Origin of the sequence: Streptomyces sp. NPDC098101 (assembly GCF_044760185.1) — a bacterium.
Classification (GTDB): domain Bacteria; phylum Actinomycetota; class Actinomycetes; order Streptomycetales; family Streptomycetaceae; genus Streptomyces.
Map to the genome: position 1 here is coordinate 171935 of NZ_JBIWAS010000003.1, position 17541 is coordinate 189475.

General features: G+C 73.3%; 20 protein-coding genes. 9 read left to right on the forward strand and 11 right to left on the reverse strand.

Annotated elements, in window-relative coordinates; translation table 11 throughout:
* Positions 1-72 precede the first annotated feature (72 nt).
* Positions 73-924, forward strand: a complete 852-nt coding sequence (pdxH, locus tag ACIQVI_RS13680) for a pyridoxamine 5'-phosphate oxidase (RefSeq protein ID WP_403595008.1) — start codon at positions 73-75, stop codon at positions 922-924.
* 238 nt (positions 925-1162) lie between these two features.
* Here pdxH and ACIQVI_RS13685 read toward each other — a convergent pair whose 3' ends face one another.
* Positions 1163-2581: a hypothetical protein gene (locus ACIQVI_RS13685; protein ID WP_403595011.1), complete on the reverse strand. Its 1419-nt coding sequence runs from the start codon at positions 2579-2581 to the stop codon at positions 1163-1165.
* A 97-nt stretch (positions 2582-2678) separates the two neighbouring features.
* On the opposite strand from ACIQVI_RS13685, the gene ACIQVI_RS13690 reads away from it, so the two are divergent.
* Positions 2679-4025, forward strand: a complete 1347-nt coding sequence (locus ACIQVI_RS13690; RefSeq protein WP_403595014.1) for a PAS domain-containing protein — start codon at positions 2679-2681, stop codon at positions 4023-4025.
* A gap of 32 nt (positions 4026-4057) precedes the next feature.
* Here ACIQVI_RS13690 and ACIQVI_RS13695 read toward each other — a convergent pair whose 3' ends face one another.
* The 3 genes from ACIQVI_RS13695 to ACIQVI_RS13705 all read right to left on the reverse strand — a co-directional run bounded on the left by ACIQVI_RS13695 (position 4058) and on the right by ACIQVI_RS13705 (position 6564).
* On the reverse strand, positions 4058-4846 hold the full coding sequence (locus ACIQVI_RS13695; RefSeq protein WP_351969057.1) for an ABC transporter permease: 789 nt from the start codon (positions 4844-4846) through the stop codon (positions 4058-4060).
* The gene (locus ACIQVI_RS13700) at positions 4843-5808 is read right to left on the reverse strand and encodes an ATP-binding cassette domain-containing protein (RefSeq protein WP_403595019.1); all 966 of its coding nucleotides are present in this window, start codon (positions 5806-5808) and stop codon (positions 4843-4845) included. Before ACIQVI_RS13700 ends, ACIQVI_RS13695 begins: the two co-directional genes overlap by 4 nt.
* A gap of 93 nt (positions 5809-5901) precedes the next feature.
* A complete protein-coding gene (locus tag ACIQVI_RS13705; RefSeq protein ID WP_403595022.1) occupies positions 5902-6564 on the reverse strand; it encodes a DUF4097 family beta strand repeat-containing protein in 663 nt (220 codons plus the stop codon).
* Between the two features lie 238 nt (positions 6565-6802).
* Between ACIQVI_RS13705 and ACIQVI_RS13710 the strand changes: the two genes are divergently transcribed.
* Positions 6803-7585, forward strand: a complete 783-nt coding sequence (locus tag ACIQVI_RS13710; protein WP_403595025.1) for a helix-turn-helix domain-containing protein — start codon at positions 6803-6805, stop codon at positions 7583-7585.
* Between the two features lie 109 nt (positions 7586-7694).
* Here ACIQVI_RS13710 and ACIQVI_RS13715 read toward each other — a convergent pair whose 3' ends face one another.
* Complete coding sequence (locus ACIQVI_RS13715; RefSeq protein ID WP_403595028.1) at positions 7695-8045, reverse strand: winged helix-turn-helix transcriptional regulator; 351 nt, start codon at positions 8043-8045, stop codon at positions 7695-7697.
* Positions 8046-8110: 65 nt separating this feature from the next.
* Between ACIQVI_RS13715 and ACIQVI_RS13720 the strand changes: the two genes are divergently transcribed.
* Positions 8111-9022 (forward strand): NAD(P)-dependent oxidoreductase, encoded by a 912-nt coding sequence (locus ACIQVI_RS13720; protein ID WP_403595031.1) that lies wholly within the window; start codon positions 8111-8113, stop codon positions 9020-9022.
* Here ACIQVI_RS13720 and ACIQVI_RS13725 read toward each other — a convergent pair.
* Complete coding sequence (locus ACIQVI_RS13725; RefSeq protein ID WP_403595034.1) at positions 8988-9863, reverse strand: class I SAM-dependent methyltransferase; 876 nt, start codon at positions 9861-9863, stop codon at positions 8988-8990. The two genes, ACIQVI_RS13720 and ACIQVI_RS13725, sit on opposite strands and share 35 nt — an antisense overlap.
* A gap of 103 nt (positions 9864-9966) precedes the next feature.
* A complete protein-coding gene (locus ACIQVI_RS13730) occupies positions 9967-10722 on the reverse strand; it encodes an SIS domain-containing protein (RefSeq protein WP_121828281.1) in 756 nt (251 codons plus the stop codon).
* A gap of 162 nt (positions 10723-10884) precedes the next feature.
* On the opposite strand from ACIQVI_RS13730, the gene ACIQVI_RS13735 reads away from it, so the two are divergent.
* Together ACIQVI_RS13735 and ACIQVI_RS13740 are read left to right on the forward strand one after the other, a co-directional pair.
* Entirely contained in the window at positions 10885-11574 is a 690-nt protein-coding gene (locus ACIQVI_RS13735) for a metal-dependent transcriptional regulator (protein ID WP_121828282.1), read from the forward strand.
* A gap of 702 nt (positions 11575-12276) precedes the next feature.
* On the forward strand, positions 12277-13287 hold the full coding sequence (locus ACIQVI_RS13740) for an alpha/beta hydrolase (RefSeq protein WP_351969050.1): 1011 nt from the start codon (positions 12277-12279) through the stop codon (positions 13285-13287).
* A 27-nt stretch (positions 13288-13314) separates the two neighbouring features.
* Here the strand turns inward: ACIQVI_RS13740 and ACIQVI_RS13745 are convergent, their stop codons facing one another.
* A complete protein-coding gene (locus tag ACIQVI_RS13745) occupies positions 13315-13914 on the reverse strand; it encodes a hypothetical protein (RefSeq protein ID WP_403595039.1) in 600 nt (199 codons plus the stop codon).
* Positions 13915-13945: 31 nt separating this feature from the next.
* On the reverse strand, positions 13946-14386 hold the full coding sequence (locus ACIQVI_RS13750) for a MarR family winged helix-turn-helix transcriptional regulator (protein ID WP_403595042.1): 441 nt from the start codon (positions 14384-14386) through the stop codon (positions 13946-13948).
* Positions 14387-14453: 67 nt separating this feature from the next.
* Between ACIQVI_RS13750 and ACIQVI_RS13755 the strand changes: the two genes are divergently transcribed.
* Positions 14454-14828 (forward strand): cupin domain-containing protein, encoded by a 375-nt coding sequence (locus ACIQVI_RS13755; protein WP_403595045.1) that lies wholly within the window; start codon positions 14454-14456, stop codon positions 14826-14828.
* A gap of 64 nt (positions 14829-14892) precedes the next feature.
* On the opposite strand, the gene ACIQVI_RS13760 is transcribed toward ACIQVI_RS13755, so the two are convergent.
* Together ACIQVI_RS13760 and ACIQVI_RS13765 are read right to left on the reverse strand one after the other, a co-directional pair.
* On the reverse strand, positions 14893-15126 hold the full coding sequence (locus ACIQVI_RS13760) for a DUF397 domain-containing protein (protein ID WP_403595048.1): 234 nt from the start codon (positions 15124-15126) through the stop codon (positions 14893-14895).
* Positions 15123-15941 carry a helix-turn-helix domain-containing protein gene (locus ACIQVI_RS13765; RefSeq protein ID WP_403595051.1) on the reverse strand — a complete coding sequence of 273 codons (819 nt, stop codon included), beginning with the start codon at positions 15939-15941 and terminating at the stop codon, positions 15123-15125. Before ACIQVI_RS13765 ends, ACIQVI_RS13760 begins: the two co-directional genes overlap by 4 nt.
* Before the next feature lie 81 nt (positions 15942-16022).
* Between ACIQVI_RS13765 and ACIQVI_RS13770 the strand changes: the two genes are divergently transcribed.
* Together ACIQVI_RS13770 and ACIQVI_RS13775 are read left to right on the forward strand one after the other, a co-directional pair.
* Entirely contained in the window at positions 16023-16433 is a 411-nt protein-coding gene (locus ACIQVI_RS13770; RefSeq protein WP_161372787.1) for a hypothetical protein, read from the forward strand.
* Between the two features lie 167 nt (positions 16434-16600).
* A complete protein-coding gene (locus ACIQVI_RS13775; protein ID WP_403595054.1) occupies positions 16601-17521 on the forward strand; it encodes a hypothetical protein in 921 nt (306 codons plus the stop codon).
* The last annotated feature ends 20 nt before the right edge of the window (positions 17522-17541 follow it).

The following is a 17541-nucleotide window of genomic DNA, read 5'->3' on the forward strand; positions in this document are numbered from 1 at the left end:
GATGATCGATCAACGGGGTTGGTCGATGGCGGGAATCAACAGTCATCCAGCCGAAGAGTCTGTACGGTTCCGATGATGCGGGGAAGCGTGACATCCGGCACACTCCGCCGATCCGGCGGGAGAGGGTTAGCCGCCTCCGGTGCCGGGCAGACTGGCCCGCTGCCGCAGAATGGCCCCGTGACCGATTCCGCGAGCGACGACCCCACGCACTGTCCGACGGACCGTCCGGCAGCCCGCCCGGTGGCCTTTCCGGCGGCCTTCCCGGCGACCGGCGAGGTCCCGGACCCCGCCGACATGCGCGAGCAGTACCGCACCACGGAACTGTCCCCGGCCGACCTCGCGCCCGAGCCGGTCGCGCAGTTCACCCGCTGGTTCAAGGAGGCCGCCGCGGACCCGGCGATCCACGAGCCGAACGCGATGGTGGTCTCCACCGCGACCCCCGACGGCCGCCCGTCCTCCCGGACGGTCCTGCTCAAGCACTACGACGGAGCCGGGTTCGTCTTCTTCACCAACTACGACTCCCGCAAGGGCCGGGAGCTGGCGGACAACCCGTACGCCTCGCTGCTCTTCCCCTGGCACCCGGCGGCCCGCCAGGTCGTCGTCACGGGCCGCGCCGAGCGCGTCGGGCGCGACGAGACGGTCGCGTACTTCCGCACCCGCCCGCACGGCTCCCGGCTCGGCGCCTGGGCGAGCCCCCAGTCCTCGGTGATCGGCTCCCGCGAGGAACTCCTCGCCCGCTACGACGAACTCGCCGCCCGCTACCCCGAGGACGCCCAGGTCCCGGTCCCCCCGCACTGGGGCGGCATCCGCGTCGTCCCGGACACGGTCGAGTTCTGGCAGGGCCACGAGAACCGCCTCCACGACCGCCTGCGCTACGTCCGCGAGGACGGCGACACGTGGCGGGTGGAGCGCCTGGCCCCCTGACCGGGAGCGGAAACGCAGACGACCCGTGAGCCTTGGTCCCGCCCGCCCAGGCGCCTGGGTCGGACGGGAGCCGGCCGGACTCACCGGCGGCTCACGGGTCGGGTGACTGCGTTGGTCTTCGGCAGACTGGCCTGCCGAGGTGCACAGAGTGCGACGGCAGGCGTCAGCCCGCAGTCACCTCACGAGTCCGAAAAGAAACCATTTTTTCGGATCACCTCCTTTCGCGTGTACCCCCACACTAGGCACCGCCCCGACCCCCTTCAAGGGATTTATTCGCGCCTTCGCGCTTCCGGATCCGCAGGGCCTCCGTGACGATCCGGCGCACCTCGGCGGCCGGCAGGGCCGTGTTCCGCCCCGCCTCCCGGGCGACGTGGGCGGCCTCGTCGTCGAGCAGGGCGAGGAGCGAGGGCAGCGGGAGGCGGGGGTGGCCGGCCACGGCGCGGCGGACGTCGGCCTCCGGGTCGGCGGCGAGGGCGGCGGCGAGCTCCGGGGGGAGCAGGGGGCGTTTCCGGGAGTGCCGGTGGCGCCGTTCCAGCCGCTCGGTCGTCTCCGCGTCGAGCACGGGAGTGCTTTCGGCCGCCGCGAGCCGCACCTCCTGGTCCTCGTCGTCGAGGAGCCGGGCGACGGTCCCGGCGGGCAGCGCGGCGCCGCCGAGCGCGGCGGACCGGCGGAAGACCGGAAACGGCGACTCCACGTGCGGCAGCGGGTCGTCCCGCACCCACTCCATGATCCGGAACTCCAGTGAGGCGAGGGCGAGTTCACAGCCCGCCGCCACCATGAGGGCACCCTCGTCGAGGTCGGACAGCACGGCCGGGAGGTCGTCCCCCCGCAGCAGGGCCGCACCGGCGGTCAGGTACGCGTGGATCTCCGCCCGCAGCGCCTCGGGCGCGTCCTGTCGTACGAGGACCTCGGCCCGTACGACCGGGTCCTCGTCCCGCGCGAGCGCCTCCACGAGGTCCGGCGGCAGTTCGGGGCGGGCGGCGACGGCGCGGCGCACCTTCTCGTCGGAGTCCGCGGCGAGCCCGGCGGCGGTCTCCGGGGCGAGCGGCCGCAGGTGGGTCACGACCCCGGCCCGCGTGACCGGGTCCGCGAGCAGCGCGGGCCACAGGTCGGCCGGGGGCACCGGATGCGGCGGCCGGCAGAAGTACACGGCGCAGGCCGCCCCGCGGACCTGCGGCTCCGGGTCGGTGAGCAGGAGCCTCCGTACGTCCTCGGGCGCGTCGGTGCACCACTGGGCGAGCTTGGCGCGTACCTCCGGGTCCGGGTCCCGGGCGAGCCGGGCGCGGGCCTCCGCCGGGAGGTCGTCGCGCTGCGCGAGGCACCCCCGCACCTGGGGGTCCGGGTCGTCCAGGAGCCGGGCGAGGAGGTCCGGCGGGAGGCTCTCCGCATGGATGGCCAGGGAAGTGCGGGCCCAGGGGTCCGGGTGTGCGGCGAGGATCCGCCGGTCCGCGGTGGACAGGGCGGGGTTGCGGGCGAGCGGGACCACGGGCCGGCGGTCCGGAGCGGTGAGCACCTCGTCCACGAGGGTGCGCGGGAGGTCCGTGCGGTGGGCCAGGGCGTCGCCGCCCACGCCGGGCAGGGCGAGGAGGTCCCGCAGCAGCTCGGGCGGCAGGTCGGGGTGGAGGGACAGGGCGGTGAGGGCGTCGGAGGTGGCCACGGGGTCATGTTCGTTTCCGGGAGGAAACAATGTCGGCGAAGGTGGTGTGCTCTGCGTCACGTTCCAGTTGAATGGTCCACAGTATGGGGGGTGTCGGGTGAGTGCTTTCGCGGAGTCCACGAGTGATACCGCTTCCGTTCCCGGGGCGGGGGCCGATCTGCTGGCCGCGCTGCTCGACGGGATGGACGCGGCGCTCTGTGCCTTCGGGGCCGACGGGACGGTCACGCACTGGAACCGGGAGGCCGAGCGGATCCTCGGGTGGTCCGCCGCGGAGGCGGTCGGGCGGCGCGGGTTCGAGGGCTGGGCGGCGCGGAGCGCGGACGCCGAGGAGACCCTGGGGCGCCTGATGGGGGCCATGAAGGGGCCCGGCCGGCAGGTCCACGAGTTCGTGCTGCTCCGCAAGGACGGCGGGCGGGTGCTCGTGCGGAGCCAGGCGGCCGGGGTGCGCGGCGCGGACGGCGCGCCGGCCGGGGTGTACTGCGCGTTCAGCGAGGTCCACGTCCAGCTCGACCTGGAGCGTTCGGTCGCCCTCAGCGAGGCCCTGTTCGACGACGCCTCCTGGGGCGTCGTCCTGGTCGACGCCGACCTGCGCCCCGCCATGGTCAACGCCCACGCGGCCCGCGCCTTCGGAGCCGGTCGTACGACCCTGCTCGGGCGCCCGCTCGGCGACGTCGTCGTGCACGGCGTCGAGGAGCTGGAGGCCGCCTTCCAGCACGTCCTGGCGGAGGGCACCCCGCCCGCCCCCGCCGAGGTGTGGGTGACGCTGCGGACGGCCTCGGGGGAGCGGCGCCGGTGCTGGCGCAGCGGCTTCCTGCGCCTGGGGTCCCCGATGACGGAGGCGGCGGTGCCGCTGGGGGTCGCCTGGCTGTTCCAGGACGTGACCGAGGAGCGGCTCGCGCTGCGGGAGGCGGACCGGCTGCGGTTCCGGTGGAGCCAGCTGCACCGGGCGGGCGCGGCGGCGGCCGAGTGCGAGGACCCGGCGGAGGCGGCGGCGGTCCTCCTGGAGTTCGCCCTGGCCGGGTTCGCGGACCACGCCCTGGTGGACCGGGTGGCGGGCGACCGGCGCCTGACGCGGGCCCTGGCCGTCCCGGCCGCCGTCCCCGGCCCGTCCTCCCCGCCCGTGGGCGGCGGCATCCCGCTGCGGTACGGGCCGAGGCACCCGGCGCTCCAGGCCTGGGACCGGACGGGCGCGGTCCGGGCGAGCGCGGGCCGTACCGCCGAGGTGTGGGCGGAGGCCCACCAGTGGCCCGGCGACGCGGCGCACTCGCTGTGCGCGGTGCTGCGCTCCCGGGGCCGGACGCTGGGCGTCCTCACCTTCCTGCGGGCCGCCTGCCGCCCGGCCTTCGAGCGCGAGGACGTGGTCTTCGCGGAGTCGGTGGCGACGGGGGTGGCGTCCTTCCTGGCGCTGGGGGACGGACACGGGGACGGGCCCCCGGCGTACTGACCGGGGGCCCGTGTGCGCGGTCTCCGCGCCCGTCACTCCGGGTCGCGCCGGAAGGCGGCCGTCGACCAGCGGTGGCCGAGCGCGACGAGGGCCAGGGACCAGGCGACGGCGAGCCACCCGTTGTGGCCGATCTCGGTGCCGAGCAGCAGGCCGCGCAGGGTCTCGATGGCCGGGGTGAAGGGCTGGTACTCGGCGACCGGCCGGAACCAGCCGGGCATGGACTCCAGCGGGACGAAGGCGCTGGAGATCAGGGGCAGCAGGATCAGGGGCATCGCGCTGTTGCTCGCGGCCTCGGCGTTGGGGCTGGCCATGCCCATCCCGACCGCGATCCAGGTGAGCGCCAGGGCGAAGAGCGCGAGCAGCCCGAGGGCGGCCAGCCATTCCAGGGCGGTGGCGTCGACGGAGCGGAAGCCGATGGCGAGGCCGACGGCGCCGACGAGGAGGACACTGGCCAGCGACTGCATCACGCTGCCGACCACGTGCCCGACGAGGACGGAGCTCCGGTGGATGGCCATGGTGCGGAAGCGGGCCATGATGCCCTCGTTCTTGTCCGTGGCCACGGACACGGCGGCCCCGATGACGGTGGAGCCGATGGTCATGAAGAGGATGCCCGGGACGATGTGGGTGATGTAGGCGGAGCGGCCCCCGCCGCCGGCCAGGCCGGCGCTCATCGCCTCGCCGAAGACGTAGACGAACAGCAGCAGGAGCATCACCGGGGTGAGCAGCAGGTTCAGGGTGAGGGAGGGGTAGCGGCGGGCGTGCAGGAGGTTGCGGCGCAGCATCGTGGACGAGTCGCGCACGGCGAGGGCGAAGGTGCTCATCGGACGGTCTCCTCGGTGGGGGAGGGCTGGGCGGGGACTCCGGCGGTGCCGGTGAGGGCGAAGAAGACGTCGTCGAGGTCCGGGGTGTGCACGGTCAGTTCGGCGGCCTCGACGCCGGCCGTGTCCAGCCGGTCCAGGACGGCGCGCAGGGCGCGCTGGCTCCCGTCGCCGGGCACGCGGAGCGTGAGCGCCTCGTCGTCCGGGGCGGCTCCGGGCAGGTGCGCGGCGGCGGAGCGGTGGGCGGCGGGGTCGGAGAAGCGCAGCCGCACGTGGCCCCCGGGAACCAGCCGCTTGAGCTCCTCGGCGGTGCCCTCGGCGGCGATCCTTCCGTCGTGGAGGACGGCGATGCGGTCGGCGAGCTGGTCGGCCTCCTCCAGGTACTGGGTGGTGAGGAAGACGGTGACGCCGCCGGCGACCAGTTCGCGGACGATCCGCCACATGGTGTGCCGCGAGCGGGGGTCCAGGCCGGTGGTGGGCTCGTCGAGGAAGATGATCCGGGGGGCGCCGACCAGGGTCATGGCGATGTCCAGGCGGCGCTTCATGCCGCCGGAGTAGCCGGCGGCGGGCTTCTTCGCCGCCTCGACCAGGTCGAAGCGCTCCAGGAGTTCGGCGGTCACCCGGCGCCCCTCCCGCTTGGGCAGGTGGTGCAGGTCGGCCATCAGGAGCATGTTCTCCTCGCCCGTGATCAGGCCGTCGACGGCGGAGAACTGCCCGGTGACGCCGATGGCGGCCCGTACCGCCTGCGGGGCGGTGGCCAGGTCGTGGCCGCCGACCCGCAGGTCCCCGGCGTCGGCGGAGACGAGCGTGGAGAGGATCTTGACGGCGGTGGTCTTGCCGGCGCCGTTCGGGCCGAGCAGGGAGAAGACCGTTCCTTCGGGGACGGCGAGGTCGACGCCGTCGAGCACGACCTTGTCCCCGTAGGACTTGCGCAGCCCGGTCGCCGCGATGGCCAGGTCGGTCATGGTGATGCTCCTTCGGGAGTGGCGCGGGAAGTGGGGGCGGGGAGTGGCGCGGGGAGCGGGGCGGAGAGGGGTCAGAGGTCAGGGGGGCAGGGGTCAGAGGCTGCGGGCGGTGATGTCGCCCCGGGTGGTGGTCGCGTGGACGGCGAGCACGGCGGTGCCGTCGTTCTTCAGGTCGTTGACGACGCGGCCGAGGGTGGTTCCGGCGTCCAGGGAGGCGGAGACCCCGGCGGCGGCGCCGACGGAGATGTCGCCGTCCTGGGTGCGGAGCACGACCTCGCCGCGCACGGCCTCGGTGATCCGGACGGCGCCCCGGTGGGTGCTGATCTCGGCGGGGCCGTTCAGCCGGCCGACCTCGACGTCGCCGTCGGTCGCGGTGAGGCGGACGCTCGCGGCCTCGTCGATCTTGATCCGCCGGTACGCGCCGTCGAAGACGACGTCGCCGAGCCGGCCCACGGCCCGGAACTCGGTGGCGGCCGCCTTCGCCTCGACGCGGGAGCCGACGGGCACCCGGACCGTCACCTCGACGGACCCGGAGGGCCCGAAGTTCCGGTTCTTCACGGGGACTTCGATCCGCAGGACGCCGTCGGCGTACGCGACGCCGGTCTGCTCGGCGGCCTTCACGTCGCGGCCCTTCGAGGCGTTCGCGGGGAGGACCTCGACCACGGTGTCGGCGCGGTCGGCGGCGATGATCTGGACCCGCCCGGCGGGAACGTCGAGGACGGCGGAGATCGGGGCGGGGGTGGCGAAGGTCTGCATGATGTTCTCCTCGTTTCACTTTGTTTCCGATGTTGGAAAAGCTACGTTGCGTTCGAGGAGTTGGCAACGAAGAAGTTGCACCGAAAGTGCGTCACCGCAGCTCAGTAGGGCAAAATCGTTGCACTGGGAATGAATTTAACGCAACGTCAGACACTCGTTGCGTTGCAATGGGTTGAAGATGAACGCTATGCTGGCGTCCCAGGGGTTCAGGGATTCGGGGACAACGGAGGAGGCCGCGATGCCCGGAGGCAGGCTCACGCAGCAGGACCGTCAGCAGATCGCGCTGGGACTGGCCGAGGGCCTCGCCTACGCGGAGATCGCCCGGGGCCTGGACCGCCCGACCTCGACGGTCACGCGCGAGGTGATGCGCAACGGCGGCCCCGCCGGATACCGCGCGGACCTCGCCCACCGCGCCACGGAGCAGCGCACCCACCGGCGCAGGCCGCCCGCCCGCCCCCGGGGGACGGAGCCGGCCCCCCAGCCGCACGGGCGCGACCCCGAGGCCGTGCGCGCGTACGAGGAGCTGTTCACCACCGTCATGATGCGGTCGGGCCTGTCCAAGATGATGGCCCGGGTGATGGTCGCCCTCCTCCTGACCGACACCGGCAGCCTGACGGCGTCCGAACTCGCCCAGCGCCTCCAGGTCAGCCCGGCGACCGTCTCCAAGTCGATCGCGTTCCTGGAGGGCCAGACCCTCGTCCGCAGGGAGCGCGACGAGCGGCGCCGCGAGCGGTACGTCATCGACGCCGACGTCTGGTACCAGTCGATGGTCGCCAGCGCCCGGGCCCTCACCGACCAGGTCGACATCGCCCGGCAGGGCGTCGGCGTCCTCGGCCCCGGCACCCCGGCCGCCGTCCGCCTGGAGAACGTCGCCCGCTTCCTCGACTTCGTCGCCGAGAGCCTCACCCGCGCCGCCGAACAGGCCCGCGAGGTCCTCTACACGAAGCCGGAGCCGACGCCGGAGCCGACGCCGGAGCCGACGCCTGAGCCGACACCGGCCGACCCGGCCGACCGCGCCTGAGGGGAGTGTTCGGGGAGGACCACACCCACTTTTTTGTGGGTACTTGTCGCCGTCCGGCGCCCGGGAGAACCTGGTGGCGGGCCCGGACGGAGAGGGGAGCGACAGGGCCTCAGGAAGCGGCCCGCGCTTCCGCGAGCCGGTCGAGACGCCGGTGGCCCCAGTCCGACAAGGGGCCGAGCAGCCCGGACAGTTCACGTCCGGGCTCCGTCAGCGAGTAGACGGTCTTCGGCGGCAGGACGTCGTGCGCCTCGCGGTGGACGAGGCCGTCCTCCGCCATCTCCCGCAGCGCCTGGGTCAGCACCTTCTCGCTGATCCCGGGAAGTTTGCGGCGCAGTTCGCCGGGCCGGTGCGGGCCGGACTCCAGCAGCCACAGCAGCGACGTCTTCCACTTGCCGTCGATCACGGAGATCGCGGCCGTGACCCCGCAGACGTTCGTGTCCTGGGTCCGGCGGCGTGTCATGCGTGCCCCTCTCCTCGCGCGGTCGTCCACGCGTTCACCTCAGTAGTACGTAAGGAAGTACACCCATGCCTTCTTCCCCCGCACAGAACCCCGCCCAGCAGCTCGACCGGCCCACCGTCACCGTCCTGGGGCTCGGACCGATGGGCCGGGCCCTGGCCGGCGCGTTCCTGGACGCCGGCGTACGGACCACCGTGTGGAACAGGACCCCCGGCCGGGAGGGGGACCTGGTCGAGCGGGGCGCGGTCCTCGCCGCGAGCGCCGGGGAGGCGGTCGCCGCGAGCGGGCTCACGGTGGTCTGCCTGGTCAACTACGACGCCACCGACGCCGTACTGCGGCGGCCGGAGGTCACGGACGCGCTCAAGGGGCGGACGGTGGCGAACCTGAGCGCCGACGTCCCGGAGCGGGCGCGCGACACCGCCCGCTGGGCGGCGGAGCACGGCGTCGCGTACCTGGACGGCGCCATCATGACCCCGACCCCGACCATCGGCACGTCCGAGGGGGTGTTCCTGTACAGCGGCCCCGAGGCGCTCTACCGCGAACACCGGCCGGTGCTCGACGCGTTGGGCGGCGTCCACACGCACCTGGGCGAGGACATCGGCCGGGCCGCCGCGTACGACGTCGCGCTGCTCGACATCTTCTGGACGTCGATGACGGGGTACGTGCACGCCCTCGCGCTCGCCCGCGCGGAGGGGGTCACGGCCCGGGAGCTCGCGCCGTTCGCGCAGGGCATCGGGGCGATCCTGCCGCCGCTGTTCCAGGAGTGGGCCGAGGACGTGGACGCCCGTGCGTACTCGGGCGAGGGCAACCCGCTGACCTCGGGCCTGTCGACCATGGAGCACGTGGTGCACGCCGCCGAGGGCCACGGGCTCGACGCGAGCGTCATGCGCGCGGCGGCGGCCCTGACCCGCCGTGCCGTGGACCGGGGTCACGGCACGGACGGCTTCACCCGGGTGACGGAGCTGCTGGACCTGCGCTGACGGGGGCCGGTACGGCCTCCAGGTGGGCGACCGCGTAGGGGCGGGAGCCCAGGGTGAGGAGGCGGAAGAGGGTGGCGGCCGCGCGGTGGGGGAGGCTGATGCGCTCCAGGACGGGGTACTCGGCGACCAGCCGCCAGCCGGGGACGAGGGCGGCCAGGTGCCGGCCGTCGGCGGCGCCGGACCGGAAGCGGGCGCCGGTGGCCTTGGTGATGGGGTGGCGTCCGCTGAGGGCGACCCAGGGGTGGAAGTAGTCGCCCGCCAGCTCGGTGCCGGGTCCGAAGGCCGTGCGGCAGGAGGCGAGGAAGCCGCGCAGCTCGTCCTGGGTGAGGTACATCAGGAGGCCCTCGGCCAGGACGAGGACGGGCCGTCCGGCGGTCTCGGCGGCCACGGCGTCGTGCCAGCCGGACTCGGTGACGGATCCGGTGTGGAGCCGTACGGGCTCGGTGGGCAGGAGTTCGCGGCGCAGCCGGATCACCTGGGGGAGGTCGACGCCCAGCCAGGTGACCGTCGCGGGGGTGCGGTCGGCGAGCCGGTGGGCGCGGGTGTCGAGGCCGATGCCGGCCGAGAGGACGACCCCGTCCGGGTGGCGCGCGGCGAACGCCTCGGTGAGCGCGTCGATCGCGATGGCGCGGTGGACGGAGCCGGTGGCGTTGCCCCGGTCGGTGAGGACCTCGGGCGGCCGGAACCCGCTCTCCTCGAGGAGCCGCTCGGCGATCGGGTCGCGGAAGTCGGTTCCGGGCAGGAGCTCGGCGGCGTGGGCGCGGCCGTAGAGCGGGGTGAGCAGGGTGACGGACACGCCGTCGAGGCCGTGCCGGGACGGCGTTTCCGAGGACTCGGGCATGAAGTTAGGTAACCCTAAGTTCGACACCCGGGTCAACCCCGGAAACGCACACCCGGGTCAACCCCGGAAACGCCTCGTGCGGCCCTCCGCCCCGCCCCCGACGTCACCGCCGGTAGAAGATCCGGTCGCCGTACTCCGTCATCACGCGCCCGTTCCACTCGTGCCCGCCGTCCACGTTCCCCGAGCGCAGCAGCGGCGGCTCGATGCCGCGCCGGACGAGCTCCTCGGCGGCGGCGGCGAGGGTGGCCTGCATGAGGGCGCTGGTGACGACGGTGGAGGCGGGCGCGAAGGGGGCCTCGATGCCCTCGTGCGTCAGCTCCGCGTCCCCGACGGCGATCCGGGAGTCGAGGACGACGTCGCAGTGGTCCTTGAGGTACGTCCCCGAGACGTGCCGGGACTTCGTCTCCGTCGCGTACGCCACCGAGGTGACGCCGATGACGGTGAGGCCCAGCGCGCGGGCGTTCATGGCCATCTCGACGGGCAGGGCGTTGCGCCCGGAGAGGGAGATGATGATCAGGACGTCCCCGGCCTTGACGGGGGAGGAGTCGAGGACCGCGCCCGCGAGGCCGTCGACCCGCTCCAGGGCGGAGCCGAGCGTGGCGGGCATGACGTCGACGCCGACGACGCCGGGGACGGCGAGCAGGTTCATGAGGGCCAGGCCGCCGGCCCGGTAGACGACGTCCTGCGCGGCGAGGGAGGAGTGGCCCGCGCCGAACGCGAAGAGCCGGTTGCCGTTCGCGACGGCCTCGGCGATGGCCTCTCCGGCGGCGGCGATCTCGGCGGAGTCCCCGTCGCGCACCTCCTGGAGCAGGCCGATCGCGGCGTCGAAGAACTGTCCGGCCAGCTTGCTCTCGCCCATCGCGGCGGCTCCTTCTCGTCGTGGTCGCCGATCACGGTGCGGTCTGGACCATTGCTCTGTCAATACCGCCTCCGGTACCGCGTCACCCGGGCGAGGCCCGGTTGTCCGTCCGATGCGTCAGAATTGGTGCAGGGCCAGCGCACGACTCATCGAGGGGCACGTATGTCCGGACTGATCGACACAACGGAGATGTATCTCCGCACCATCCTCGAGCTTGAGGAGGAAGGTGTGGTCCCCATGCGTGCCCGGATCGCCGAGCGGCTCGACCAGAGCGGCCCCACGGTGAGCCAGACGGTGGCCCGGATGGAGCGCGACGGCCTGGTGGCCGTGGCGAGCGACCGCCACCTGGAGCTGACGGACGAGGGCCGCCGCCTCGCCACCCGCGTGATGCGCAAGCACCGTCTCGCGGAGTGTCTGCTCGTCGACGTGATCGGCCTGGAGTGGGAGCAGGTGCACGCCGAGGCCTGCCGCTGGGAGCACGTCATGAGCGAGGCCGTGGAGCGGCGGGTCCTGGAGCTGCTGCGGCACCCGACGGAGTCGCCGTACGGGAACCCGATCCCGGGTCTGGAGGAGCTGGGCGAGAAGGCGGAGGCCGAGGCCTTCCTGGACGACTCGATGGTCTCCCTCGCGGACCTGGACGCGAGCGGGGGCAAGACGGTGGTCGTGCGCCGGATCGGCGAGCCGATCCAGACGGACGCCCAGCTGATGTACACCCTGCGGCGCGCGGGCGTGCAGCCCGGCTCCGTGGTGTCCGTCTCGGAGTCCGCGGGCGGCGTCCTGGTGGGCAGCAGCGGCGAGGCCGCCGAGCTGGACGCGGAGGTCGCGGCGCACGTCTTCGTCGCGAAGCGCTGACGCCCCACCGCCGGACAGGGCCGCCCCGAAAGCCCCGGGGCGGCCCTTTCGCGTCCGCGGCCGGACCCCGCCTTCCCTCGCGCGCGATACGGGAGTACGACTCCGAGGGCGGCCCTTTCGCGCCCGCCCGGGCGCCACGGCCCGGGGCGCGACCCGCCCCCGTGCGGAGGGCCGCACGGTTCCGGGACGACCCGCCCCGCGCGTACGGGGCTTGCACGGCGCCTGCGTAGTCCGGACCGGCCGGGCGCCGACCCGCCCCGCGCGGGCGCCGCCCTCCGTACGTACGGACGTACGGGCGTACGGAAGGGCCCGGGCGTGCGGCTCGCGGGCGGCGCCCCGGTTTACGGCGGAATGGCCACGCCCGCCCCTTCGGCGTGCCACGCTGGTACGGGTTGGGCGCGGAGGGGGTGGGGTCATGAGGGCGACGGACGACGTCACCGGAAACAGAGGACCCCGGCGCCCTTGGGCGCCGGGGCCTGTCCTCCCCGGTTCTGACCTGGAGCCCCGAGCTCTCAAGGTCATTCCCTTCGGACCGTTTTTCCCCGAGCGGTCCGCCTCCCGCTCAAGATCTCCCCTCGGTCGCGGGCGTCAATCCTTGAGGGCTGTCACTCGAACGAGGGGTGTTGAGTGGCAGGAGAGCATTTTCGAATGCGAGTTCGATACTCTGGCGAGGTTCGACGGAAAAGAGGGGGTGCCGGAGACATGGCGCGACGACTCGACGTCACCGGGGCCGACGGCGTCCGGCTGACGGCCTGGGACCACACGCCCGCGCCCACGGGCGACGGCACCACGGGCCGGGACGCCCCCGGCCGGAGCGCCACCGTCCCGGCGGGCGGAGACGGCGGCACCACCGCCCTCCCCGGCATCGTCCCCCAACCCGGCCCCGCCCAGGGCGCCGTCCCGCGCCCGGTCGGCCGGCCCGCGCCGGAAGCCCACCGGGCCCCCGCCCCCGGCGTGTTACTCCTCCACGGACTGATGGGCCACGCAGGTCACTGGGCCCGCGCCGCGAGCCGGCTCACCGGCGGGCACCGGCTCGTCGCCCTCGACCAGCGCGGCCACGGCGCCAGCGAGAAGCCCGCCGCCGGACCGTTCACGCGCGAGGCGTACGTCGCGGACGCGGCCGCCGTCGTCGAGCAGCTCGGCCTCGGCCCCGTCACCCTCGTCGGCCACTCCATGGGCGCCCTGACGGCCTGGCAGCTCGCGGCCGAGCGCCCGGACCTGGTCCGCGCCCTCGTCATCTGCGACATGCGCGCCTCCGCCCTCGGCGCGGCCTCGCAGCGCGCCTGGCAGGACTGGTTCCGGGGCTGGCCGGCGCCGTTCCCGTCCCTGGAGGCCGTCCACCGCTGGTTCGGCGACGAGGACCCCTGGGTGGAGACCCCGAATCCGGCCAGGGGCGCCTTCTTCGCGGAGGTGATGACCGAGCACGCGGACGGCTGGCGCCCGGTGTTCGACCCGGAGCAGATGCTGACCTCCCGCGAGACCTGGGTCCACGACGCCCACTGGGACTCGCTCGCCCAGGTCCGCTGCCCGACCCTCGTCGTCCGGGGCCTGGACGGCGAACTGGGCCGCGCGGAGGCCCAGGAGATGGTCCGGGTCCTCCCCCACGGGGAGTACGCGGAGATCCCCGACGCCGGGCACCTCCTCCACTACGAGCACCCGGAGGCCTGGCGCGAGGCCGTGGAGCCCTTCCTGAACGGCGTCCTCACCCCGTAGACCCCGAGGGCCGACCGGAAGGGCGGCTCAGTACGAGCGGGCCAGCCGCTCCCGCGCCTTCGCCACCACGTCCCCGAACGCCCCGTCCTCCTCGTCGGCCGCCAGCCGGGCGACCGACTCGGGGGTGAGCTCGCGCCCGAAGGCGTAGGGGAACAGGCAGTCCTCGAAGCAGGAGTTCACCAGCGGGTCGTAGCCCTCCTCCTCGCAGTGATCGAGGAAGCCCTCCGAGATCCACCACGTCTCCCCGTCGCACCAGAAGACGCTGCTGGCCAGGTGGAGGGTCGCGCCGGTCTCCTCGTCCACGACGGTCGAGCGCGAGTCGCCGTCGTCGCGCACGAGGGCGACGAGGTCCTCGGGCACGTCCCGGTAGAACGCCTCCATCGTGGCGTAGTCGTTCCAGGCGGGCGTGGTGTCCGCGATCCCCTCGTAGGTGAGCAGCAGGGCCCGCCGGTCGGGGGTGAAGTACCAGACCGCCCACTGGCCGATGCCCTGGTCGAAGACGTAGCGCCGCGCCCCGCGCACCTCCCGGACGCAGTCGGGCCCGAGCGTCTCGCAGACGGCCGCCACGCGCCGCCGCACCTCGCCGATCGGAGTGCCGCGCAGGGCCTCCCAGATGTCGTCCGCCACGGCGCAAGCCTAAGAGGCCGGTCCGTCCGGCTCACCAGGCGGGGCGGACCGGTCCCGGCGGGGTGAACCGGGCCAGGTCGGCGACGAGTGCGCCGAAGCGCTCCTCGCCCAGCGCCTCCCGCCAGGGCGCGACGGCCTCCCGGGCCGCCCGGTCGGCGGCCCGCGTGGCGGCGAGCCCGGTCCCGGTCAGCACCAGGAGCCTGGCGCGGGCGTCGCGGGGGTGCGGACGCCGCTCCACGTACCCCTTGCGGACCAGCTCCTCGACGAGCTGGGCGGCGGCCTGCTTGGTCACCCCCAGGTGCGCGGCCAGGTCGGCCGTGGTGGCGTCGCCCCGGGAGATCCGGGCGAAGGCGAAACCGTGCGCGGGCCGCAGGTCCTCGAACCCCTCCCGGGCCACGCGGGCGTGGATCTCCTGCACCAGGTGGCCGGAGAGGGCCAGCACGAGCGAGGAGAAGGCCAGGGCGTCGTCCATGCCCTTGACTATAACTCGACAAGTTGCTTGTCTATATAGACAAGCAACTTGTCTACTGGAGTCCACCATGCCCTTCATCCACGCCGAAGACGCCGTCACGCACGAGATCCACGGCGTCCGCTTCGTCTCCTACGTCCGTACGGACACGGGCGCCCGCGACCTGGCCGCCTGGCGCGGCGAGGTCCCCGCCGGAGCGACCGGCCCGGCCCATGTGATCAGCCACGAGGAGGCGTTCTACGTCCTGTCCGGCCGTCTGCGCCTCACCATCGACGGCGAAACCGCCGAACTCACCACCGGCGACGCGGCACTGGCCCCGCCCGGCTCCGCACTGTCGGTCGCCAACCCGACCGACCACCCCGCCCACATGTGGGTCACCACCCGCCTGGGCCTCACCGCCGAACTCCCCGACGGCACGACTCTGACACCGCCTTGGGCCCGCTAGGCCCCGGAGCCCCGCTCAACGAGCACTGACCCGGCGGGGCCGCCCCCGCCGGGTCGGCGCGCCGTCACACGCCCGAGACGAACGCGGCCCAGGCGGTCGGGGAGACCGCGAAGGAGGGGATGCCGGTGTCCTTGGAGTCGCGCACGTGCACGGTGTGCACGCAGGTGGCGACCTCGACGCAGTCGCCACCCTGGCCGCTGCTGTAGGAGGACTTGACCCAGGTAGCGGCGACCTCGACGCAGTTGCCGCCCTGCTCGCTGCTGTAGGAGGACTTGATCCAGTGGAGGTCGGTGCTCATAGCTCTCGTGCCACCTGTTCGATGAGTTTGTAGGACTCTCCCGGGCTCAGGGCCTGCGCGCGCAGGGTTCCGAATCGCGCGAACGCATCGCCCAGCTCGGGCTGTTCAGTCAGAAAGTACCGGCCGCTCAGCCCTTCCACGTAGACCAGCTGACTTTTTCGCTCGGCCGTCTCCAGCAGGATGAACGGGCCGCTGAGCCCGGCGTGGGTCTCGCAGTCCTCCGGCATGACCTGGATCTCGACGTTGCGCAGTTGGCTGACCTCCAGGATGTGCAGGAGGTTCCTCTTGAGGCACGGGCGTCCCCCGATGGGGCGTTTGAGCGCGCTCTTCTCCAGGACGAACCTGATCAGAGGGAGCGGCCTGCGGTGGAACACCTCGTGTCTGTTCATCCGGGCCGCGACCATGGCGTCCACCTCCTCGTCCTCCCAGGGAGGGCTGGCGCACCCGAAGACCGCTCGCGCGTACTCCGGGGTCTGCAGCAGCCCGGGAACGAGCTGGTTCTCGTACGCCTGGATGCTGGCGGCCTTCGCCTCCTCCGCCAGGTAGTCCTCGAACCATGCGGCCATCGCACTGATCGTCACCTCCTCCGCGACGGCCAGGAGTGCACCCTGTGCACCCAGTAACCCGTCCGCGATCTCGACGAAGTCCCCTCTCGCCCGCCGCTCTCCGCGCTCGATCATGGCCACCTGGGACTTGGAGTAACCGGTCTTCAGCCCCAACGCCTCCTGCGAGATGGCCGCCCGCTCGCGGTAGAAGCGCAGGAGCGTGCCGAAGGCCTTCGCGGCCCCTGCGGTCTTCTTCTTCTCTTTGTTCACACCCGACCTCCCGAGTGCACAGTCCTGCACAACCGGACTGTGTCGCTGGTCACAGGAGACTACGGCCGGGAGGCTGGCCGCATGAATCTGCGCAAGCCGCTTGACAGCGCGCCCACTTGGGTCCCCGCTACCGGACACGCCCTCCGCCACGCGGGCGTGCACTTCGACGCCGTACGGATCGGCGGGTTCCTCGGGGAGGACGTGGCGTACCGCCTCATGGCGTTCACGGACTTCCAGGCGGGCCCGATCGTCCGGGAGGCGACGGGGGAGCGGAACCTGTACTTCCTGCTGCCGCCCCGCACCGCCGCCGCGTACGCGTGGCCGGCGCCGACGCGGGCGCTGAGCGGGAACGGCAGGAGCGAGGCGTACGTGGGGATCCCGGCGCTGCGCGGGACGACGTGGCCGCTGGACTGGAGGTCACGTCCGACGCTCGAAGACCCGTTCGTGGAGCCGGGGTTGTTGCATCAGTTCGTGAAATCTGCTGTACGGTAAATACGTCGTCACGCTCTGTGAAAAGAGCAGCCCCCGAGGGTGCGGGAACACTCCTCGGGGGCCTTCACTTCTGGGCAGCAAGGAAACCACCAGAAATGTTTCGTCATGTTATCGCTCCTGTCCGTTCCTACACCAAGGCTGCGAACGACGTCGTACGCCATCGGGGTATGAACAGCGACGCCAAGCTCCTCCTCCTCTACGTGCAGGGCCTCCCCGAGTCCGAGGCCGACAAGCCGCTCGGGGAGCACGCGGACGAACTGGGCCTGCGGCCCCGGGAGTACCAGCGGGCGAAGAAGGCGCTGACGGCGGGCGGGTTCCTGCACGAGTGGAGGGTGCAGAAGAGGGACGGCCGTTGGAGCACCCACCAGGTCCTCTCCAACGTCACCCTCACGCGTGAGGAGGCGTCGGCGGTCCGGAGCGGCGCACCGGCGCGGAAGGCGGGGGAACCGGAGAAGCCGGGTGGTGCGAACCCGGCGGTCGGTTCCGCGAGGCCCCGGACAGCCGGTTCCCACCTTCCGGTAGAAGAAGACTGTGGGAAGACTCCTTCCCACCCACCCACCGAAGAGCCCGCAGTCGAAGAGCTCGCCGAGGCGCCCGCCACCGAAGAGCCCGCCGCCGAGGCGCCCGCTCCCGAAGGGGTCGAGCCCGAAGTCGCCACGGCCGAGCGCCTGCTGCTCTCCCTCCGGCACCAGAGCCGGGACCTGCTGCTCGGCGTCCGGGAGGCCCGGGGGCTCGCCGAGATGGCGGCGGAGTGGCTGCGGCGCGGGGTGTCGGTCGGGGAGTTGCGGCACGCCCTGACGTCCCATCTGCCCGGCGACGGCGTGCGGTCGGCGGTCGGGTTCCTCCGGCACCGGCTGACGGAGAAGCTCCCGGAGCGCCCGCCCACGGCCGGGGACTCCCCGGCCGTGGGCGGGATCGTGATCTGCGAGGGACCGGGCCGGGAGCACACCTTCCGGCAGGTGGGCGACGAGACCCGCTGCGGCCCCTGCCGCCGGGAACGGGCCCGTACGCGGGCGGCGTCGGAGCCCGGCGGCGCGGTGGCCTGGCGGGACCACTTCGACAAGGTCGCCCGTGGAGTCATCACCTGAGCCGCACCGGCGGCGGGCGG

Excerpts from the sequence above, each read along its gene's own strand:
- ACIQVI_RS13770 (WP_161372787.1), top strand. The coding sequence starts at position 16,023 with ATGAATCTGCGCAAGCCGCTTGACAGCGCGCCCACTTGGGTCCCCGCT.
- ACIQVI_RS13755 (WP_403595045.1), top strand. The coding sequence starts at position 14,454 with ATGCCCTTCATCCACGCCGAAGACGCCGTCACGCACGAGATCCACGGC.
- ACIQVI_RS13760 (WP_403595048.1), bottom strand. The coding sequence starts at position 15,126 with ATGAGCACCGACCTCCACTGGATCAAGTCCTCCTACAGCAGCGAGCAG.
- ACIQVI_RS13740 (WP_351969050.1), top strand. The coding sequence starts at position 12,277 with ATGGCGCGACGACTCGACGTCACCGGGGCCGACGGCGTCCGGCTGACG.
- ACIQVI_RS13720 (WP_403595031.1), top strand. The coding sequence starts at position 8,111 with ATGCCTTCTTCCCCCGCACAGAACCCCGCCCAGCAGCTCGACCGGCCC.
- pdxH (WP_403595008.1), top strand. The coding sequence starts at position 73 with ATGATGCGGGGAAGCGTGACATCCGGCACACTCCGCCGATCCGGCGGG.
- ACIQVI_RS13735 (WP_121828282.1), top strand. The coding sequence starts at position 10,885 with ATGTCCGGACTGATCGACACAACGGAGATGTATCTCCGCACCATCCTC.
- ACIQVI_RS13710 (WP_403595025.1), top strand. The coding sequence starts at position 6,803 with ATGCCCGGAGGCAGGCTCACGCAGCAGGACCGTCAGCAGATCGCGCTG.
- ACIQVI_RS13700 (WP_403595019.1), bottom strand. The coding sequence starts at position 5,808 with ATGACCGACCTGGCCATCGCGGCGACCGGGCTGCGCAAGTCCTACGGG.
- ACIQVI_RS13715 (WP_403595028.1), bottom strand. The coding sequence starts at position 8,045 with ATGACACGCCGCCGGACCCAGGACACGAACGTCTGCGGGGTCACGGCC.
- ACIQVI_RS13775 (WP_403595054.1), top strand. The coding sequence starts at position 16,601 with ATGAACAGCGACGCCAAGCTCCTCCTCCTCTACGTGCAGGGCCTCCCC.
- ACIQVI_RS13695 (WP_351969057.1), bottom strand. The coding sequence starts at position 4,846 with ATGAGCACCTTCGCCCTCGCCGTGCGCGACTCGTCCACGATGCTGCGC.
- ACIQVI_RS13705 (WP_403595022.1), bottom strand. The coding sequence starts at position 6,564 with ATGCAGACCTTCGCCACCCCCGCCCCGATCTCCGCCGTCCTCGACGTT.
- ACIQVI_RS13725 (WP_403595034.1), bottom strand. The coding sequence starts at position 9,863 with ATGCCCGAGTCCTCGGAAACGCCGTCCCGGCACGGCCTCGACGGCGTG.
- ACIQVI_RS13750 (WP_403595042.1), bottom strand. The coding sequence starts at position 14,386 with ATGGACGACGCCCTGGCCTTCTCCTCGCTCGTGCTGGCCCTCTCCGGC.
- ACIQVI_RS13730 (WP_121828281.1), bottom strand. The coding sequence starts at position 10,722 with ATGGGCGAGAGCAAGCTGGCCGGACAGTTCTTCGACGCCGCGATCGGC.